General features: G+C 70.1%; 13 protein-coding genes and 1 pseudogene. 10 read left to right on the top strand and 4 right to left on the bottom strand.

The features are described from left to right. Positions 1-3 precede the first annotated feature (3 nt). Positions 4-669, bottom strand: coding sequence for an alpha/beta hydrolase (locus GDI_RS11330; protein WP_012226321.1), 666 nt, complete (start codon positions 667-669; stop codon positions 4-6). A gap of 643 nt (positions 670-1,312) precedes the next feature. Here GDI_RS11330 and GDI_RS11325 point away from each other — a divergent pair. From GDI_RS11325 to GDI_RS11285, 9 genes are all read left to right on the top strand, one after another. After that, a complete protein-coding gene (locus GDI_RS11325; protein WP_041249789.1) occupies positions 1,313-2,479 on the top strand; it encodes a cysteine desulfurase family protein in 1,167 nt (388 codons plus the stop codon). Beyond that, entirely contained in the window at positions 2,476-3,702 is a 1,227-nt protein-coding gene (locus GDI_RS11320) for a cysteine desulfurase family protein (protein ID WP_012226315.1), read from the top strand. The genes GDI_RS11325 and GDI_RS11320 overlap by 4 nt, the downstream gene beginning before the upstream one ends. After that, on the top strand, positions 3,690-4,004 hold the full coding sequence (locus GDI_RS11315) for a ferredoxin family 2Fe-2S iron-sulfur cluster binding protein (RefSeq protein ID WP_012553243.1): 315 nt from the start codon (positions 3,690-3,692) through the stop codon (positions 4,002-4,004). Before GDI_RS11320 ends, GDI_RS11315 begins: the two co-directional genes overlap by 13 nt. 21 nt (positions 4,005-4,025) lie before the next feature. Then, entirely contained in the window at positions 4,026-5,111 is a 1,086-nt protein-coding gene (gene mnmA, locus GDI_RS11310; protein ID WP_012226311.1) for a tRNA 2-thiouridine(34) synthase MnmA, read from the top strand. A gap of 38 nt (positions 5,112-5,149) precedes the next feature. Beyond that, the gene (locus GDI_RS11305; RefSeq protein WP_041249409.1) at positions 5,150-5,818 is read left to right on the top strand and encodes a glutathione S-transferase; all 669 of its coding nucleotides are present in this window, start codon (positions 5,150-5,152) and stop codon (positions 5,816-5,818) included. A gap of 7 nt (positions 5,819-5,825) precedes the next feature. Continuing rightward, on the top strand, positions 5,826-6,935 hold the full coding sequence (locus tag GDI_RS11300) for a glycosyltransferase family 4 protein (protein WP_012226306.1): 1,110 nt from the start codon (positions 5,826-5,828) through the stop codon (positions 6,933-6,935). A 91-nt stretch (positions 6,936-7,026) separates the two neighbouring features. Next, a complete protein-coding gene (locus tag GDI_RS11295) occupies positions 7,027-8,094 on the top strand; it encodes a CobW family GTP-binding protein (protein ID WP_157871028.1) in 1,068 nt (355 codons plus the stop codon). A 63-nt stretch (positions 8,095-8,157) separates the two neighbouring features. Continuing rightward, on the top strand, positions 8,158-9,156 hold the full coding sequence (locus GDI_RS11290; RefSeq protein WP_012226302.1) for a WD40 repeat domain-containing protein: 999 nt from the start codon (positions 8,158-8,160) through the stop codon (positions 9,154-9,156). Between the two features lie 103 nt (positions 9,157-9,259). Beyond that, entirely contained in the window at positions 9,260-10,666 is a 1,407-nt protein-coding gene (locus GDI_RS11285) for a cytochrome P450 (protein ID WP_041249407.1), read from the top strand. 21 nt (positions 10,667-10,687) lie between these two features. On the opposite strand, the gene GDI_RS11280 is transcribed toward GDI_RS11285, so the two are convergent. The 3 genes and pseudogenes from GDI_RS11280 to GDI_RS11270 form a co-directional block, all read right to left on the bottom strand. After that, entirely contained in the window at positions 10,688-12,058 is a 1,371-nt protein-coding gene (locus GDI_RS11280; protein ID WP_041249788.1) for a chloride channel protein, read from the bottom strand. A gap of 158 nt (positions 12,059-12,216) precedes the next feature. Continuing rightward, positions 12,217-13,146, bottom strand: coding sequence for a cation diffusion facilitator family transporter (locus tag GDI_RS11275; RefSeq protein ID WP_012226296.1), 930 nt, complete (start codon positions 13,144-13,146; stop codon positions 12,217-12,219). Between the two features lie 3 nt (positions 13,147-13,149). After that, positions 13,150-14,221 (bottom strand): annotated as a pseudogene (locus tag GDI_RS11270) (cation diffusion facilitator family transporter). Positions 14,222-14,355: 134 nt separating this feature from the next. On the opposite strand from GDI_RS11270, the gene GDI_RS11265 reads away from it, so the two are divergent. Then, the gene (locus tag GDI_RS11265) at positions 14,356-16,032 is read left to right on the top strand and encodes an NAD(P)/FAD-dependent oxidoreductase (protein WP_012553234.1); all 1,677 of its coding nucleotides are present in this window, start codon (positions 14,356-14,358) and stop codon (positions 16,030-16,032) included. The last annotated feature ends 38 nt before the right edge of the window (positions 16,033-16,070 follow it).

Raw genomic sequence — 16,070 nt, 5'->3', positions numbered from 1 at the left:
GGGTCAGTCGGCCGCCAGCGCCAGCGCGCCGCGCGCCATGATGGTGCCGACATGGTCTTCCAGCGCCTCGGCGACCTGGTCGGAATGGTGGGCGAAGACATGGTCCGCGCCGGCAAAGATGCGGTAATCGACCGCCACGCCCTTCTGCGTGTTCAGCTTGTCGACCAGCTTGCGGACCGCGGGTTCGGGCACCAGCTCGTCGGCCTCGCCCGCGATCATCAGGCCGCCGCAGGGGCAGGGGGCCAGGAAGCCGAAATCGTAATGATTGGCCGGGGGGGCGACGCTGATCCAGCCGGTGATTTCCGGCCGGCGCATCAGCAACTGCATGCCGACGAACGCGCCGAACGAATAGCCCGCGATCCACAGCCCGCCGGCGTTCGGGTTGACCATCTGCATCCAGTCCAGCGCCGCGGCGGCGTCCGAGATTTCCCCGATGCCGCCGTCATAGCGGCCTTGCGACCGGCCGACGCCCCGCGAATTGTAGCGCATGACCGAGAAACCCATTTTCTCGAACGAGCGGTACATCGCATAGGTGATGCGGTTGTTCATCGTGCCGCCATGCAGCGGATGAGGATGGAGGACCAGCGCGAGCGGCGCATTCGGCTCGCTCGAATGATGGTAGCGTCCTTCCAGGCGGCCGTCAGGGCCGGCGAACATGACCTCAGGCATTCGTATCCCGCGATATGGATTCCGCGCCCCAGGGCATGGCGGCGGAATCGTTACTGTCACGGCCTGCGGATGACGATGCCCCGTCATCCCTCGGCAAAGAAAACAAGCGGCCCTTCGCGGAATCCCAGACGGGATGCGCGACCGGGCGTTCGGTCCACGTCAAAACCAGGTCACGTCGGCGTTGCCGTATCTCCCCGCGATCAATGAAACGCGATCGACGGGGATGGCACCGCCATCACTCCTTTTTATTGTGAAGCAAGCCCTGTGCTGATCAAAATGCCGGTTCGTCAGGCGTGGAATGCGTTTCCATCAGCCGTCGGAAGCGGGCGGGGGAAGTCAGGAGGGGCGGAAGCGAGGGGGGCGGTTGACTTCCAGCAGGACAGGACCATAGTTCAGTATCCCTTCTTCAGGCCCCAGCGCGCCCTGTCCGGCGCGGTCGCGTCGGGCGGGATCGTGCATCCGGCCATGAAAAAATCTTCGTCCGCCGGACCGGTCATGCGCTGACCGGCCAGGCTGCGGACCGTATATAGCGATCCAAAATCGCCAATTGCCATATAAATCGTGTTTAGGTCGCGCCGCGCGACCCGGAATTCGGACAGAAGCGCGCATCGTGGGGCAAGGACGGACGCGCAGGGTGGAGGTCATGGATCGCGATTTTTTCTATTTCGATGCCAACGCGTCGGAGCCCGCGCGTCCCGCCGCGCTGGACGCCATGGCCCGCGCGGCCGCGATCACCGGCAATCCGTCATCGGTCCACCGGGCGGGGCGGCAGGCGCGCGCGATCCTCGAATCCGCGCGGGAACGGCTGGCCGCGCTGTTCGGCGCGCGGGCGGATAATTGCGTCCTGACCTCGGGCGGGACCGAGGCCAACCTGTTGGCGATCGCCGGACTGGGCGGGGGCCGGCGCATTCTGGCCTCGGCCGTCGAACACGACGCGGTGCGGGCCGCCGTGCCGGCCGGCGCGGACCTGATACCCGTGGATGGGCAGGGCGTGGCGCGGCTGGAGGTGCTGGAGCAATGGCTGGTCGAAGCGGACGGCCCCCCGCCGCTGGTATGCCTGATGCTGGCGAACAACGAGGTCGGGACGATCCAGCCGGTGGCCGAGGCGGTGCGGATCTGCCACGCCCATGGGGCGCTGCTGCATGTCGATGCCGTGCAGGCGGCGGGACGGATACCCATCGACCTGGGCGCGCTGGGGTGCCGACAGCAGGCGGTCTCGGGCCATAAATTCGGCGGCGTTAAGGGCGCGGGGGCCCTGCTGCTGGCCGGGGAGGCGACGCGGGCGCTGCCGCCGATGATGGCCGGCGGCGGGCAGGAGCACGGCCGGCGCGGGGGCACGCCTGCCCTGCCGGCCATCGCGGCGATGGCCGAGGCGGCCGGGGACGCGGTGGCGGCCCTGGCGGGTGGCGGGGACGGACGCGCCGATCCCACGACGCTGGCACGGTGGCGCGACGCGATCGATGCGGCGGCGCGTGCCGCCGGTGCCGTCGTCTGTGGCGGCGACGCGCCGCGCCTGCCCAACACCACGTCCCTGGCCCTGCCCGGTCGTGCGGCGCAGATCCAGTTGATCGCGCTGGACCTGGCGGGATTCGGCGTATCGGCCGGGTCGGCCTGTTCGTCAGGCAAGGTCGCGCGGTCGCATGTGCTGCAGGCGATGGGCCACGGGTCGCTGGCCGGCGAGGCGATTCGCGTCTCGCTGCCCTGGACGGTGCGCGAGGATGACGTGACGCGCTTCATCGCCGCCTGGCGTGCGATGGCGGCCCGGCTGCCGGCGCGTGCGAGATCGGAACGAACGGAGGTCCACGTATGACGGACGGGCGCGAACTCTATCTGGACTACCAGGCCACCACGCCGTGCGATCCGGCGGTCGTCGCGGCGATGATGCCGTGGTTCGCCGAATCGTTCGGCAATCCCCACAGCGCCGATCACGCGCTGGGCCGCCGGGCCTGGGACGCGGGCGAGCAGGCGCGGGCCGAGGTCGGCGCCCTGCTGGGTGCCGACGCGCGGGAAATCGTCTTCACCTCCGGGGCGACCGAGGTCAACAACATCGCCATCAAGGGGGCGGTGCGCCATCTGGCGGCCCGGGGCGACGCCCGGCGGCGCGTCACTACCGTGGCCACGGAACATAAATGCGTGCTGGAATCGGTGCGCGACCTGGCGGCGGAAGGGTTCGATCCGGTGGTGCTGCCGGTCGCGCCCGATGGGCGGCTGGACCCCGGGACGCTGCGCGCGGCGCTGGCGGTGCCCACCCTGCTGGTCAGCATCATGGCGGCGAACAACGAGACCGGGGTGCTGCACGACATGGCCGCCCTGGCCCCCATTGTGCGGGCGGCGGGCGCGCTGCTGCACAGCGACGTGGCGCAGGCGGCGGGCAAGGTGGCGCTGGATGTCCGGGCGATGGACCTGGACCTGGCATCGGTGTCGGCGCACAAGCTGTACGGGCCGAAGGGGGTGGGCGCGCTGTATGTCCGGCGGCGGCCCCGGGTGCGGCTGGCGCCGCTGTTCTCGGGCGGCGGCCAGGAACGCGGACTGCGCTCGGGCACGCTGCCCACGCCGCTGCTGGTGGGGTTCGGCGCCGCGTGCCGCATCGCGCGGACGGTCAGGGTCGAGGAGGCACGGCGGATGGCGGCGCTGCGCGACGGATTCCTGGAGCGCATGGAGGAGGGCGTTCCCGGGATCGTGGTCAACGGGTCGATGGCGCACCGCCTGCCGGCCAACCTGAACCTGCGCTTTCCCGACGTGCGGGCGCTGGACGTGATCGCGCATGCGCCGGAACTGTGCGTATCCACCGGATCGGCGTGCTCGTCGGCCGAACTGGTGCCGTCCTATGTGCTGACGGCGATGGGGCTGAGGGCCGAGGACGCGGCACGAAGCTTGCGTCTGGCGGTGGGACGCTATACCTCAGCCGCCGATATGGATCGTGCGGCCGCGATCCTGTGCCGGGCTGTAGCGGATGCGCGCCGGGCTGAACGGGGGGCGGCCGCGCGCGCCGCCCACGACGATACGGCCAGGACAGCAGAATGCCGCATATGATTTTCATCGAGAGTGACGGAACGCGCCGCGAGGTCGACGCGCCGGTCGGTCTGTCGGTCCTCGAGATCGCGCACAAGCACGGGGTGGACCTGGAAGGCGCCTGCGAGGGATCGCTGGCCTGCGCCACCTGCCACGTCGTGGTCGATCCCGACTGGGCCCCGAAGCTGGCCGCGCCGACCGAGGACGAGGAAGACATGCTGGACCTGGCATTCGGCCTGGAAAAGACGTCGCGCCTGGGCTGCCAGATCGTGATGACCGAGGCACTGGACGGGCTGGTCGTGCGCCTGCCGCACAAGGCCTGAGAAAGACGGGGGAACCAACTCATGCGGATCATGGTCGCCATGTCCGGCGGCGTGGACAGCAGCGTGGTCGCCGCGCGCCTGGTGGCCGAAGGCCACGAGGTCGTCGGCGCGACGCTGCAGCTCTATGATTCGCGCGAGTCCGCCCGCAAGGGCGCCTGCTGTGCCGGACGCGACATCCATGATGCGCGCCGCGTGGCCGACCGGCTGGGCATCCCCCATTACGTGATCGACGCGGAAACACGCTTCCGCCAGAGCGTGATCGAGACCTTCGCCGACGCCTATGCCGGCGGCGAGACCCCGGTACCCTGCGTGGCCTGCAACCAGGGGGTGAAATTCACCGACCTGCTGGGCATTGCGCGCGACCTGGGGGCAGAGGCGATGGCGACCGGCCATTACGTCCGCCGGATCGAGGGGCCGGACGGGGCCGAACTGCACCGCCCGGTGGATGAAGGCCGGGACCAGTCCTGGTTCCTGTTCGCGACCACCCGCCAGCAACTGGAATTCCTGCGCTTTCCGTTAGGCGACATGCCGGACAAGGCCGCCGTCCGGGCCGAGGCCGAGCGGTTCGGCCTGTCCGTGGCGGCCAAGCCCGACAGCCAGGACCTGTGCTTCGTGCCCGACGGGTCCTATGCCCGGGTGGTCGAGGCGCTGCGCCCCGAAATGGCGGGCGAGGGCGAGATCGTGGATGGATCGGGCCGGGTCGTCGGGCGGCATGACGGCGTGACCCGCTTCACGGTGGGGCAGAGCCGCCGGCTGGGCGATGCCGCGATGCGTGACGGCGCGCGCCAGATGGTGGTGGGCATCGACCCCGCTTCCCGGCGCGTGGTGATCGGGCCGCGCACCGGCAGCGCCGTGCGCGACCTGTCGCTGCGGGACATGAACTGGCTGATCGACCCGCCCGAGGGGGACCTGCGCTGCCTGGTCCAGATCCGCGCGCGCGAAGCCGCGCGGCCCGCGACGGTGCGGCGCACGGCGGACGGCGCCTCGGTGACGCTGGACGAAGCCGCGATGCCGGCCCCCGGGCAGGCCTGCGTGCTATATGACGGCAGCCGCGTCCTGGGCGGCGGCTTCATCCGGCGGCGCGAGATGGCGGGCGCGGCGGCCTGAACGGCAGGACCGCGCGTAAGGGACGAAGGATGGGTGGTATGGCGGACGGCAGACTGATCATCGGCACCAGACGGTATTCGTCCTGGTCGCTGCGCGGCTGGCTGGTCGTGCATCTGGCCGGGCTGGATGTCGAGGAGGTCCTGATTCCCATCGCCGGGGGCGGCGGCACCGCCGGGATCAAGGTGGTTTCGCCCAACGGGCTGGTGCCGTATCTGGAACATCGGGGCGCGCGGGTGTGGGAAAGCCTGGCGATCGGGGAATATTGCGCCGAGATCGCCCCCGCGCTGTGGCCGGCCGATCGCGTCGCCCGTGCCCATGCCCGCAGCATCGCGTCGGAAATGCATGCCGGATTCCGCCCGTTGCGCATGGCCATGCCGATGAACCTGGGCCGCCAGGCGCGGCCTTTGGCGGCGCCCCTGGCGGACGATGTGCTGGGGGACATCGCGCGGATCGACGCCATCCTGTCGGAAACCCGCGCGACGTTCGGGGCGGGCGGCCCCTATCTGTTCGGCGCGGGCCTGACCGTCGCGGACGCGATGTATGCCCCGGTGATCGCCCGGTTCCTGTCCTATGGCGTGACGCTGTCGCCGGTGGCGGCCGAGTATGCGGCGGCGCTGCGCGCGCATCCGCTGGTCGTGCGCTGGTATGACGAGGCGGCGCGCGAGCCCGCCGCGTGGCAGCTCGACCGCTACGAATCCATTTCCTGACGGCCTGGTGGCGCCGGTCGTCACCGTGCTGCCGCCGCGAGAGCGCTTCGCGCCGGGGCAGGCGGGGGCGATCAGCCTGCTGGTGCGCCGGCTGGCGGACGTGGGCGACGTGGTCGTCGGCACGGCGGTGGCCGCGCCGTTCGACGGCGTGACCTTCCGGCCGGCGGTGCCAGGCCTGTGGCCGCCGGCCTGGATCGCGGGGGGGGCGGGACGCTACGCCGCCGCCGTGGCGCGGATCGTGCGCGCCGTGCGCCCGGCGCTGGTCGAAATCCATAATCGCCCGGACGTGGCCTGGGCGCTGGCCCGGCGGTTTCCCCGCCTGCCGATGATGCTGGTGCTGCATAACGACCCGCAGGCGATGCGGGGCGCGACCTCGCCGGTGCTGCGGGCGGCGATCCTGCGGCGCATGCGGGTGGTCGCGGTGTCCGGCTGGGTCCGGGGGCGGTTCGTCGCGGGCCTGCCCACCGGGGCGGGGGTCGACGTGGTCCCGAATTGTATCGACCTGGCCGGGCTGCCGCCCGCCCTGCCGCCGGCCGGGCGGGACCGGACGATCCTGTTCGCCGGCCGCGTGGTGGCGGACAAGGGGGCGGATGCCTTCGTCGCGGCGTGCGGCGCGGTGCTGCCCGACCTGCCGGGATGGCGGGCGCGGATGATCGGCGCGGACCGGTTCGGCCCCGATTCGCCGGACACGCCGTTCCTGGAGGCATTGCGGCCTCTGGCGCGGGCGGCAGGCGTGGACATGGCCGGCTACCGGCCCCATGACCGCGTGCTGGCCGAAATGGCCCGTGCCGCCATCGTCGTGGTGCCCAGCCGCTGGCCGGAACCGTTCGGCCTGACGGCGCTGGAAGCCATGGCCTGCGGCGCCGCGCTGGTCGCATCCCCTCGCGGCGGGCTGCCCGACCTGGTGGGGGATGCCGCGCTGCTGGTTCCGCCGGACCCGGAAACCGGACTGGCGGATGCGATCCGCGACCTGGCCCGTTCGGCGGACCGGCGGGCCGACCTGTCGGCGCGGGGGCGGGCGCGGGCGCGGCTGTTCGACTGCGCGGCCGCCCGGACCACGTTGCGCGGCCTGCGCCGGGCCGGCATCGCCGCCGGCGGGGCAGGCCCCGGCGCCTGACCGGCCGCCATTTTCATGCCGCCGGGGGATGGGACCGGCGGGCGGGTGGGCCTATATGCAGGAACGAATGGATACAGGGACAGGAGACGACATGTCTGAAACCCAAGCGGCGCTCCAGCCGAAAGACGGTGATGGGCTGGTGCCGGTGACGGTGCTGACGGGCTTTCTCGGCGCGGGCAAGACCACGCTGCTCAACCATATCCTGACGGCGGAGCACGGGCGCAAATACGCCGTGGTGATCAACGAGTTCGGGGAACTCGGCGTGGACAACGACCTCGTGGTGGATGCCGACGAGGAAGTGTTCGAGATGAACAACGGCTGCATCTGCTGCACCGTGCGGGGCGACCTGATCCGCATCCTGGGCAGCCTGATGAAGCGGCGCGGGAAGTTCGACGGCATCATCGTCGAGACCACCGGCCTGGCTGACCCCGCACCCGTGGCGCAGACCTTCTTCGTCGACGAGGACGTGCGCGGCAAGACGCGCCTGGACGCCGTCGTGACCGTCGTGGACGCGATGAACGTGCTGCAGACGCTGGACGAAAGCCCCGAGGCGGTGAACCAGATCGCCTTCGCCGACGTCATCATCCTGAACAAGACCGACCTGGTGGACGAGGCCGCGATCGCGGCCCGTCGCGCACGGCGATCAACGCGGTGGCGCGCCTGCACCGGGCCCAGCGCGGCGACGTCGCGCCCGATCGTGCTGGACCAGGGCGGCTTCGACCTGGCCCGCGCGCTGGAGCACGCGCACGCGCTTCGTGGAGTACACCCAGCCCATTCGCACGAGGAAAACGTGACCTCGATGTCCTATGTGGTGGAGGAACCGCTGGATGCGGCGAAGTTCCAGGCCTGGATCGGCGCGTTGCTGCGAACAGGGGGCCGACAGTGGTGGAGGAACCGCTGGATGCGGCGAAGTTGGCGGGCCTGGATCGGCGCGTTGCTGCAGGCCCAGGGGGCCGACATCCTGCGCGCCAAGGGCATCCTGAACTATGCGGGCGAGAACCGGCGCTTCGCCTTCCAGGCCGTGCACATGATGGCCGATGGCGGCTTCATCGGTCCGTGGAAGGAAGGCGACGCCCGCGATGCCCGCCTGGTCTTCGCCGGCCGCAACCTCAACCGCCCGCGCCTGCGTCGCGGCTTCGAAAGCTGCCGCGCGCAATGAGCTGCGCGGGGATGGCCGGCAACGCGCCGGCGGGACTGTCTGGAGACGCGCCGCCGGGTAAGGATGATCGCCGGCCACGTCACCGGTTGTGTCGCCTGCCGTGACAGCCGCAAGTTCGGCTGGGCCACCGCCGAGGGCGACATCGTGCTGGGCGCACGCGAGGATTTCGCAAACGCCGCCGTATGGCAGGTGCAGACGGTGCATGACGGGGCGATCCTGTCCCTGGCGCCGAATGCCGCCCCGGCGGGGTTCCTGACCGGGGGCGACGACAGCACGCTGCGTCGGATCGGCGCCGATGGCGCGGTCACCGACCTGGTGCGTGGCCGCCGCTGGGTCGAGCATGTGAGCAGTTGGGCGGACGGAAAGTCCGGCGTGATCGCGTTCGCGTCGGGCAAGCAGGTGGAACTGCGCGACGCCACGGGGGCGACGACCCTGAAGGTGCTGGAGCACCCCTCGACCGTCAGCGGCATCGTGTTCGATGCCAAGGGCAAGCGGATCGCGGCCTCGCATTACAATGGCGCGTCGCTGTGGTTCGTCCATGCCAAGGTCGATACCCCCCGGCGCCTGGAATGGAAGGGGAGCCATACCGGCATCGCGATCCATCCGGGCGGCGAGGCGCTGGTGACCAGCATGCAGGAAAACGACCTGCATGGCTGGCGCCTGTCCGACGGGCACAACATGCGCATGAGCGGCTATCCGCACAAAGTGCAGTCCATGGCGTTCTCGCGCACCGGCAAATGGCTGGTGACCAGCGGGGCGGACAGCGTGGTGATGTGGCCGTTCTTCGGCGGCGGCCCGATGGGCAAGCCGCCGTCGGAACTGGCAGGGGTGCCCGGTGTCATCTGCCGGCGCGTCGCCTGCCATCCGGTGCACGAGATCGTCGCCGCGGGGTTCGAAGACGGCACCGTGCTGCTGGAGGATGCGGCGGCGCAGCGGGTATTGCCGGTACGCGGCGCCGGTGGCGGCGCGATCTCCGCCCTGGCCTTCACCCCCGACGGCTGCGCCCTGGCCTTCGGGACCGAGGACGGGGGGATCGGAATCGTCGATCTGGCGGCACGCTAAGGGGCAGGGGGCAGGGGGCAGGGGGCAGGGTCGACGGACTGTCTCCCCTGCCATTCCCTCCCGGAGCTTGAATTTTCGACTGTGCGCCGATAGGTGGAATAGTATGGAATTCATCCCTCCCTTTCCGCCCCGTCCGAAGACATCGCTGTCGGTATTCGAGCTGTTGCGGAGAGGAACGCAAAACTTCCTGAATATATGGGAAGAAAAGGCATTCGAATACCAGACGATGTCGATGCAGGTTCTGGCCCGGCAGGTCTTCATCTGCAACAGTCCGGACACCGTCCGTCACGCCTTCATCACCCGTGCCGAGAATTTTCAGCGCAAGAGCCCGCAGATACGCAACGCCCTGTCGCCGCTGCTGGGTGACGGGCTGTTCGTCAGCGACGGCGAGACCTGGAAGCAGCGGCGACAGATGGTCTCGCCGGTGCTGCACACCTCGCGCATGGACCAGTTCGCCCCCGCGATGGTCGAGACCGTCGGCGAACTGGCCGACAGATGGGCCGCCCTTCCCGACGGGGCGACCTTCGACGTGCTGAAGGTCATGGCGCAACTGACGGCGGAAATCATCTGCCGCGCGGTATTCGGCCGGACGCTGGGGGCGGAGCATGCGCGCGAGGTGGCGGAAGCCTTTACCGAATACCAGAAATATGTCGATCAGAGCGATCTCGCGTCGTTCGGCCTGCCATCCTGGGTTCCGCGCCGGAACGGGGCCAAGACCCGCCGCGCGACGGCCCGGATTCACGCTGTCCTCGACGGGATCATCGCTGATCTTCAGCGCACCGAGGATGATGGCTCGGTCATCCGGATGCTGATGCGCGATGGGGTGCTGGACGCCACCGCGCTGCGGAACGAGGCCGCCGTCATCTTCCTGGCCGGGCATGAAACCACGGCCAACTGCCTGTCCTGGGTGTGGTACCTGCTGTCGCAGGCGCCGGAGGTCGAGGCCCGCCTGCACGAGGAACTCGATACCGTCCTCGGTTCGCGGGCACCGACCTTCGCGGATGTGTCGCAACTGGTCTATACGCGTGCCATCGTCGAGGAGACCCTGCGCCTCTACCCGCCCGTGCCCCTGCTGGCGCGGGAGGCGAAGGAGGACGACACCATCCGCAGCCGCAAGGTGAAGGCCGGCGCGCTGGTCATGGTGGTGCCGTGGCTGCTGCACCGGCACCGTCTCTACTGGCGCAAGCCCGACCATTTCATGCCCGAGCGGTTCCTGCCCGGCAGTCCGGATGCGCCGCAGAAATATACCTACGTGCCGTTCAGCATCGGCCCGCGGATCTGTCCCGGCCTGTCCTTCGGGCTGGTCGAGGCGATCATCTGCCTGGCCTCGCTGGCACGCGGCACGACGTTGCGCCTGGCGCCCGGCGCGGTGGTCGAGCCGGTCTGCCGCCTGACCCTGCGCCCCGGCGATACCCTGCCGATGACGGTGTGGAAGCGCACGGCCGCCGCCGGGACCCGACCGGTCCCGGCAGCCGCGTCGGCCCAACGCTGTCCGGTCCACCACGGCTGAGCGCTCGCGCGCAGGATCTCGTCAGAACCGTTCCGGCGCGGTGGGGCCGGGGACGATCGCGGCCCGGGGCGGGGCGGCGGTTTCCTCGGCCGGCGGGGGGGCATGTTCCACCACATCGAGGAATTTTTCGGCCAGCGCGCTGTAGAGCGACTGGCTGCAGACCGTGCGCGACACGGCATAGGCCAGGAACGACGTCGCCAGCAGCGCCAGCGTCACCTGCTGGTTGTCCGACATTTCCATCACGATGACGGTGGCCGTCAGCGGTGCCTGCACCACCGCCGAGAAATAGGCGACGGTGCCCAGCAGGACGACCGCGCCGGGCGTCGTATGGGGCAGGAACTGCGCGATCCACCCGCCGATGCCCGCCCCGATGGCCAGCGACGGCGCGAACAGTCCCCCCGGAATGCCCGAGCAGTAGGACACGATGGTGGCGATGTATTTCAGGATGAAGAACGACGCCGGATAATGGGTCTGGCCCGTGATGATCTCGCGCGCCTGTAAATAGCCCGTGCCGTAGGTGATGCCCCCCGATGCCACGCCCAGGACGGCCAGTACCAGGCCGCACGCGGCCGCGAAGGCCACCGGCCGGCGGCTGACGAACTGCCCCAGCACGCCCGGCAGGCCGGCCGAGGAGCGGATCAGGATGGCCGAGAACGCCCCGCCGCTGACCCCGCCCAGGATACCGCAGGCCAGCACCGCGATCCAGCTTATGCCGATCGGCACCACGACGTCGGTATGGCCGAAATAGGTATAATTGCCGACCAGCGCGATGGCGGTGACGCCCGACAGGATAACGCCGGTCAGCATCGTGCCGCTGGTGCGCTGCTCGAAGGAATGGCTCAGTTCCTCGATCGCGAACACGATTCCGCCCAGCGGCGTGTTGAAGGCCGCCGACACGCCCGACGCGCCGCCCGCCAGGATCAGCCCCCGGCGCATCCCCACCGCCGACAGGTTCAGCCAGCGGCCGAACGCATGCATGATCGCGGCGCCCACCTGCACGGTCGGGCCCTCGCGGCCGATCGATGCCCCGGCCAGCAGGCCCAGCGTGGTCAGCAGGATCTTGCCGAAGGCGATGCGCAGCGACAGCAGCCGGTCGACCACCGCGAAATCGTCCAGGTGCAGGGTCGCGATCGTCTGGGGAATGCCCGATCCCTGGGCGCCGCGAAACCAGGTGCGGGTCAGCCAGGTGGACAGCGCCAGCCCCGCCGGGGTGATCGCCAGCATGATCCACGGGTCCCAGTGGACCAGGCGCGTACGCAGGGCGGCGGCGGCGTCGGCGGCGGTGGCGAAGCCCACGGCGACCAGCCCCACGACGATGGCCGCGGCCCAGTACACGATCTTGCGCCGCCACTGCGCCGTCGTGACCCGGGCGGATCGGCGCAGGTGGCGCATATGGCGGATGCGCAGTTCGGTCAGGTCGGTTTTCATCATTCTCGCCCGAGGCAGGCCAGGCCTGCCCGGATGGGGGCTGCGGGTCGGTTCGGGGCCATCCGTCCCTTTAGCGCGGATTGTCCGGCGGGTTCCAGCGGAACCGCCATGCTAGCCCTGTTTCAGGATGAGGGCAGGATTGCCCGGGGCGCGGGGGCCGGCGGAACCGCAATTCCCTCATGCTTGGCCTTGCGCTCGGGCTCGACATGGATGTGGATCAGCGCCTGGCCGATCTCGGCGCGCAGGGCGGCCTCGATCCGGTCGCAGATCTCGTGGGCAGCGTCCACGGACATGGCGCCGGGAACCACCAGATGAAATTCCACGAACGCCATGGCGCCGACGATGCGCGCCCGCAGGTCGTGCGCCTCGATCGCGCCGGTGGCGTTGCTGGCGATGACGTGGCGGATATCGGCCAGGGTGTCCGCATCCGGGGCCTCGTCCATCAGGCCCGCGATCGAACGGCGCATCATCTCCCAGCCGACGCGCAGTACGTTCACCGCGATCAGCGCGGCCAGGGCGGCATCCAGCCAGGCCTGCCCGGTCAGCGGGATCAGGACGAAGCCGGCGACCAGCCCGACCGTGGTCCACACGTCGGACATCACGTGCTGGCCCGCTGCGATCAGGGTCGGCGATCGCCGCGCCCGGCCGGACTGCAGCAGCACGATCGCCCAGGCCAGGTTCAGTACGCCGGCCGAGCCGTTCAGCGCGATGCCCGACAGCGGCGCGTGCGGCAGAACCGGATGCTGCCAGTCGATCCAGGCCTCGCGCCCGATGGCCAGCGCGGTCATCAGTACCAGCACGCCTTCGGCCACCGCCGACAGGTATTCCGCCTTGTAATGGCCGTAGGTGTGGTTTTCGTCGGGCGGCAGGCTGGCGACGCGTAGCGCCCACAGGCCGGCCAGGGCGGCGACGACGTTGATGATCGTCTCGATCGCATCGGAATAGAGCGCGATCGAGCCGGTGACGCGCCAGGCGGCGTATTTCAGGCTCAGGGCGACCAGGCTGACCCCCAGGCTGGTCCAGGCCAGGGCGTTCTTGCTGATATGCGGCATGGGTCAGATCGTGTTCGCGTCCGCCAGGACACATCGTGCGGAATAGGACAGCGTTTCGATCTGGAAGGTGGGATGGCCGATGCGAAAGCGCGTGCGCAGTGCCTCGGTCGCGTCACGCAGCAGGCTGTCCTCGCTGGCGTCTTCCTCCCCCGGAGGAACGGGGCAGGCGGCGCGCACCAGATGCACGGTCAGGGCGGTGTCCGTCGTACTGATCGGCCAGATATGCAGGTCGTGCAGGTCCAGCACCCCCGGCAGGGTGCGCAGATAGGCCTCGACCCCGGCGCGGTCGATCGTGCGGGGCACCCGGTCCAGCGCCATGTCCAGCGAATCGCGCAGCAGCGACCAGGTGCCGGCGACGATCGTGACCGACACGACCAGGCTGACGATGGGGTCCACGCGCGTCCAGCCGGTATAGAGGATGATCGCGCCCGCGATCACCACCGCGACCGTCATCAGCGTGTCGGCCGCCATGTGCAGGAAGGCGGCGCGGATGTTCAGGTCCTCCCCGCCCCGCGCGAACAGCAGGGCGGTGATCCCGTTGACCAGGATTCCGATCCCCGCCACCACCATGATCGTGGTGCCGGGCACCGGGGCGGGGTTGATCAGGCGCAGGATCGCCTCCCACACGATGCCGCCGGTGACCAGCAGCAGCGCCACCGCATTGCCCAGCGCGGCCAGGATGGACGAGCGGCGCAGTCCATAGGTGAAATCGGCGCTGGGCGCGCGCCGCGACAGGTGCTGCGCCATCCACGCCGCCGCCAGCGCCAGGACGTCGGACAGGTTATGGCCGGCATCCGCCATCAGGGCGAGCGCGTGGGACAGCACGCCCCAGGTCGCCTCGGCGACGACATAGACCAGGTTCAGCGCGATGCCCCACGCAAAAGGCGGCGCCGAAACTGGCCGGGGCATGGACGTGATGGTGGCCGAATCCATGTCCGTGCCCCTCATGCCCATGATCGTGACCGTGATCATGTCCATCATCGTGCGCGTGGTCATGTCCGTGGCCACACTCTCCCGCTTGGTCCTCGGCGGAATCGTGCCGGTGCGGGGGCGGTTGATCGTGCGGGTCGGCCATGGCGGCGTGGTTCTCGTCCGGGGGCGGGGGGCTTTCTGTAACAGAAGCGCGACCGGCGGGGCGAGTCCTGCATTCTTTTGCCGGGGGGCTCGCCCATGATATGGCACGCCTCCGAACAGAAACCGGGTTCCCTCATGATCCGACTGACCGAAATCCGGCTTCCGCTGGACCATCATCCCGATGCCCTGGCGGCGGAGATCATCCGGCGGCTGGGCATTCCGGCCGAGGACCTGCTGGATCACGCGGTGTTCCGCCGGGGCTACGACGCGCGGCGCCGGGGCGCGATCGTCCTGGTCTACACCGTCGATTGCACCCTGCGGGACGAGGAAGGGGTCCTGGCGCGGCTGGCGGGCGACAGGCATGTCGGCGTGGCGCCGGATACGACCTATCGCGTCCCCGTGGAGGACGGCGCCCGCCTGGCGGCTGCCGCTACCTATCGCCGCCCGATAGTGATCGGCGCGGGGCCGTGCGGCCTGCTGGCGGGGCTGCTGCTGGCGCAGATGGGGTTGCGGCCGCTGATGCTGGAACGCGGCAAGAGCGTGCGCGAGCGCACCGTCGATACGTTCGCCCTGTGGCGCAGATCGGTGCTGACGCCGGAAAGCAACGTGCAGTTCGGCGAGGGCGGGGCCGGGACGTTTTCCGACGGCAAGCTGTACAGCCAGGTCAGCGATCCGCGCCATTACGGCCGCAAGGTGCTGACGGAATTCGTCCGGGCCGGCGCGCCGAAGGAAATCCTCTATCTGTCCAAGCCGCATATCGGCACGTTCCGCCTGGTGTCGATGGTCGAGCATATCCGTGCGGAGATCGAGGCGCTGGGCGGCGAATATCGCTTCGGCGCCCGGGTGGAGGATATCCTGCTCGCGCCCGGCGCCCGCCGGGTCTCGGGGGTCAGCCTGGCGGGCGGCGAGGTGGTGCAGGCCGACCATGTCGTGCTGGCCGTCGGCCACAGCGCGCGCGATACCTTCGCCATGCTGCACGGCAGGGACGTTGCGATGGAGGCCAAGCCCTTTTCCATCGGCGTGCGGATTGAGCATCCGCAATCGGTCATCGATGCCGCGCGGTTCGGCACGCATGCCGGCAATCCGCTGCTGGGGGCGGCGGATTACCGGCTGGTGCATCACGCGTCCAACGGGCGGGCGGTCTATTCCTTCTGCATGTGCCCCGGCGGCACGGTGGTCGCCGCGACGTCCGAGGAAGGACGCGTCGTCACCAACGGAATGAGCCAGTATTCACGGGCCGAACGCAACGCCAATGCGGGGATCGTAGTCGGCGTCACCCCCGACCCCGATTATCCCGACGGCCCGCTGGCCGGCATCGCGTTCCAGCGCCATTGGGAACGCCAGGCCTACCTGGCCGGCGGCGGCGGCTACCGCGCCCCGGCCCAGCGCGTGGGCGATTTCCTGGCCGGCCGGCCCTCGACCCACCTGGGCGCGGTGGAGCCGTCCTATCGTCCCGGGGTCACGCCCACGGACCTGGCCGCCTGCCTGCCCGATTTCGCGGTCCAGGCCATGCGTGAGGCGCTGGCCGATTTCGGGCGGCAGCTCGCCGGCTTCGACATGGAGGACGCGGTGATGACGGGGGTGGAAACGCGCACGTCCTCGCCGCTGCGAATCCCGCGTGGGCCGGACGGGCAGAGCGTGAATACCGCCGGCCTGTATCCGGCGGGCGAGGGCGCGGGCTATGCGGGCGGGATTCTGTCGGCGGCCATCGACGGCATCCGCGTGGCCGAAGCGGTGGCCCTGGACCTGGCCGGGCGACCGGTCGACGGACTGATCCGCCAGACCATGACCCGCAGCGCCCCGGCCCAGTAGGGGCCCGGCAAGGGGCAACCCTCCCTTTGCGCCCACGT

It is taken from the genome of Gluconacetobacter diazotrophicus PA1 5 (assembly GCF_000067045.1).
Lineage (GTDB): Bacteria > Pseudomonadota > Alphaproteobacteria > Acetobacterales > Acetobacteraceae > Gluconacetobacter > Gluconacetobacter diazotrophicus.
This window is presented reverse-complemented; position numbering and strand designations above follow the sequence as displayed.

Coding starts and splice junctions, on each gene's coding strand:
- GDI_RS11265 (WP_012553234.1), top strand. CDS start 14,356: ATGATCCGACTGACCGAAATCCGGCTTCCGCTGGACCATCATCCCGAT.
- mnmA (WP_012226311.1), top strand. CDS start 4,026: ATGCGGATCATGGTCGCCATGTCCGGCGGCGTGGACAGCAGCGTGGTC.
- GDI_RS11315 (WP_012553243.1), top strand. CDS start 3,690: ATGCCGCATATGATTTTCATCGAGAGTGACGGAACGCGCCGCGAGGTC.
- GDI_RS11285 (WP_041249407.1), top strand. CDS start 9,260: ATGGAATTCATCCCTCCCTTTCCGCCCCGTCCGAAGACATCGCTGTCG.
- GDI_RS11320 (WP_012226315.1), top strand. CDS start 2,476: ATGACGGACGGGCGCGAACTCTATCTGGACTACCAGGCCACCACGCCG.
- GDI_RS11275 (WP_012226296.1), bottom strand. CDS start 13,146: ATGCCGCATATCAGCAAGAACGCCCTGGCCTGGACCAGCCTGGGGGTC.
- GDI_RS11325 (WP_041249789.1), top strand. CDS start 1,313: ATGGATCGCGATTTTTTCTATTTCGATGCCAACGCGTCGGAGCCCGCG.
- GDI_RS11280 (WP_041249788.1), bottom strand. CDS start 12,058: ATGCGCCACCTGCGCCGATCCGCCCGGGTCACGACGGCGCAGTGGCGG.
- GDI_RS11330 (WP_012226321.1), bottom strand. CDS start 669: ATGCCTGAGGTCATGTTCGCCGGCCCTGACGGCCGCCTGGAAGGACGC.
- GDI_RS11290 (WP_012226302.1), top strand. CDS start 8,158: ATGATCGCCGGCCACGTCACCGGTTGTGTCGCCTGCCGTGACAGCCGC.
- GDI_RS11295 (WP_157871028.1), top strand. CDS start 7,027: ATGTCTGAAACCCAAGCGGCGCTCCAGCCGAAAGACGGTGATGGGCTG.
- GDI_RS11305 (WP_041249409.1), top strand. CDS start 5,150: ATGGCGGACGGCAGACTGATCATCGGCACCAGACGGTATTCGTCCTGG.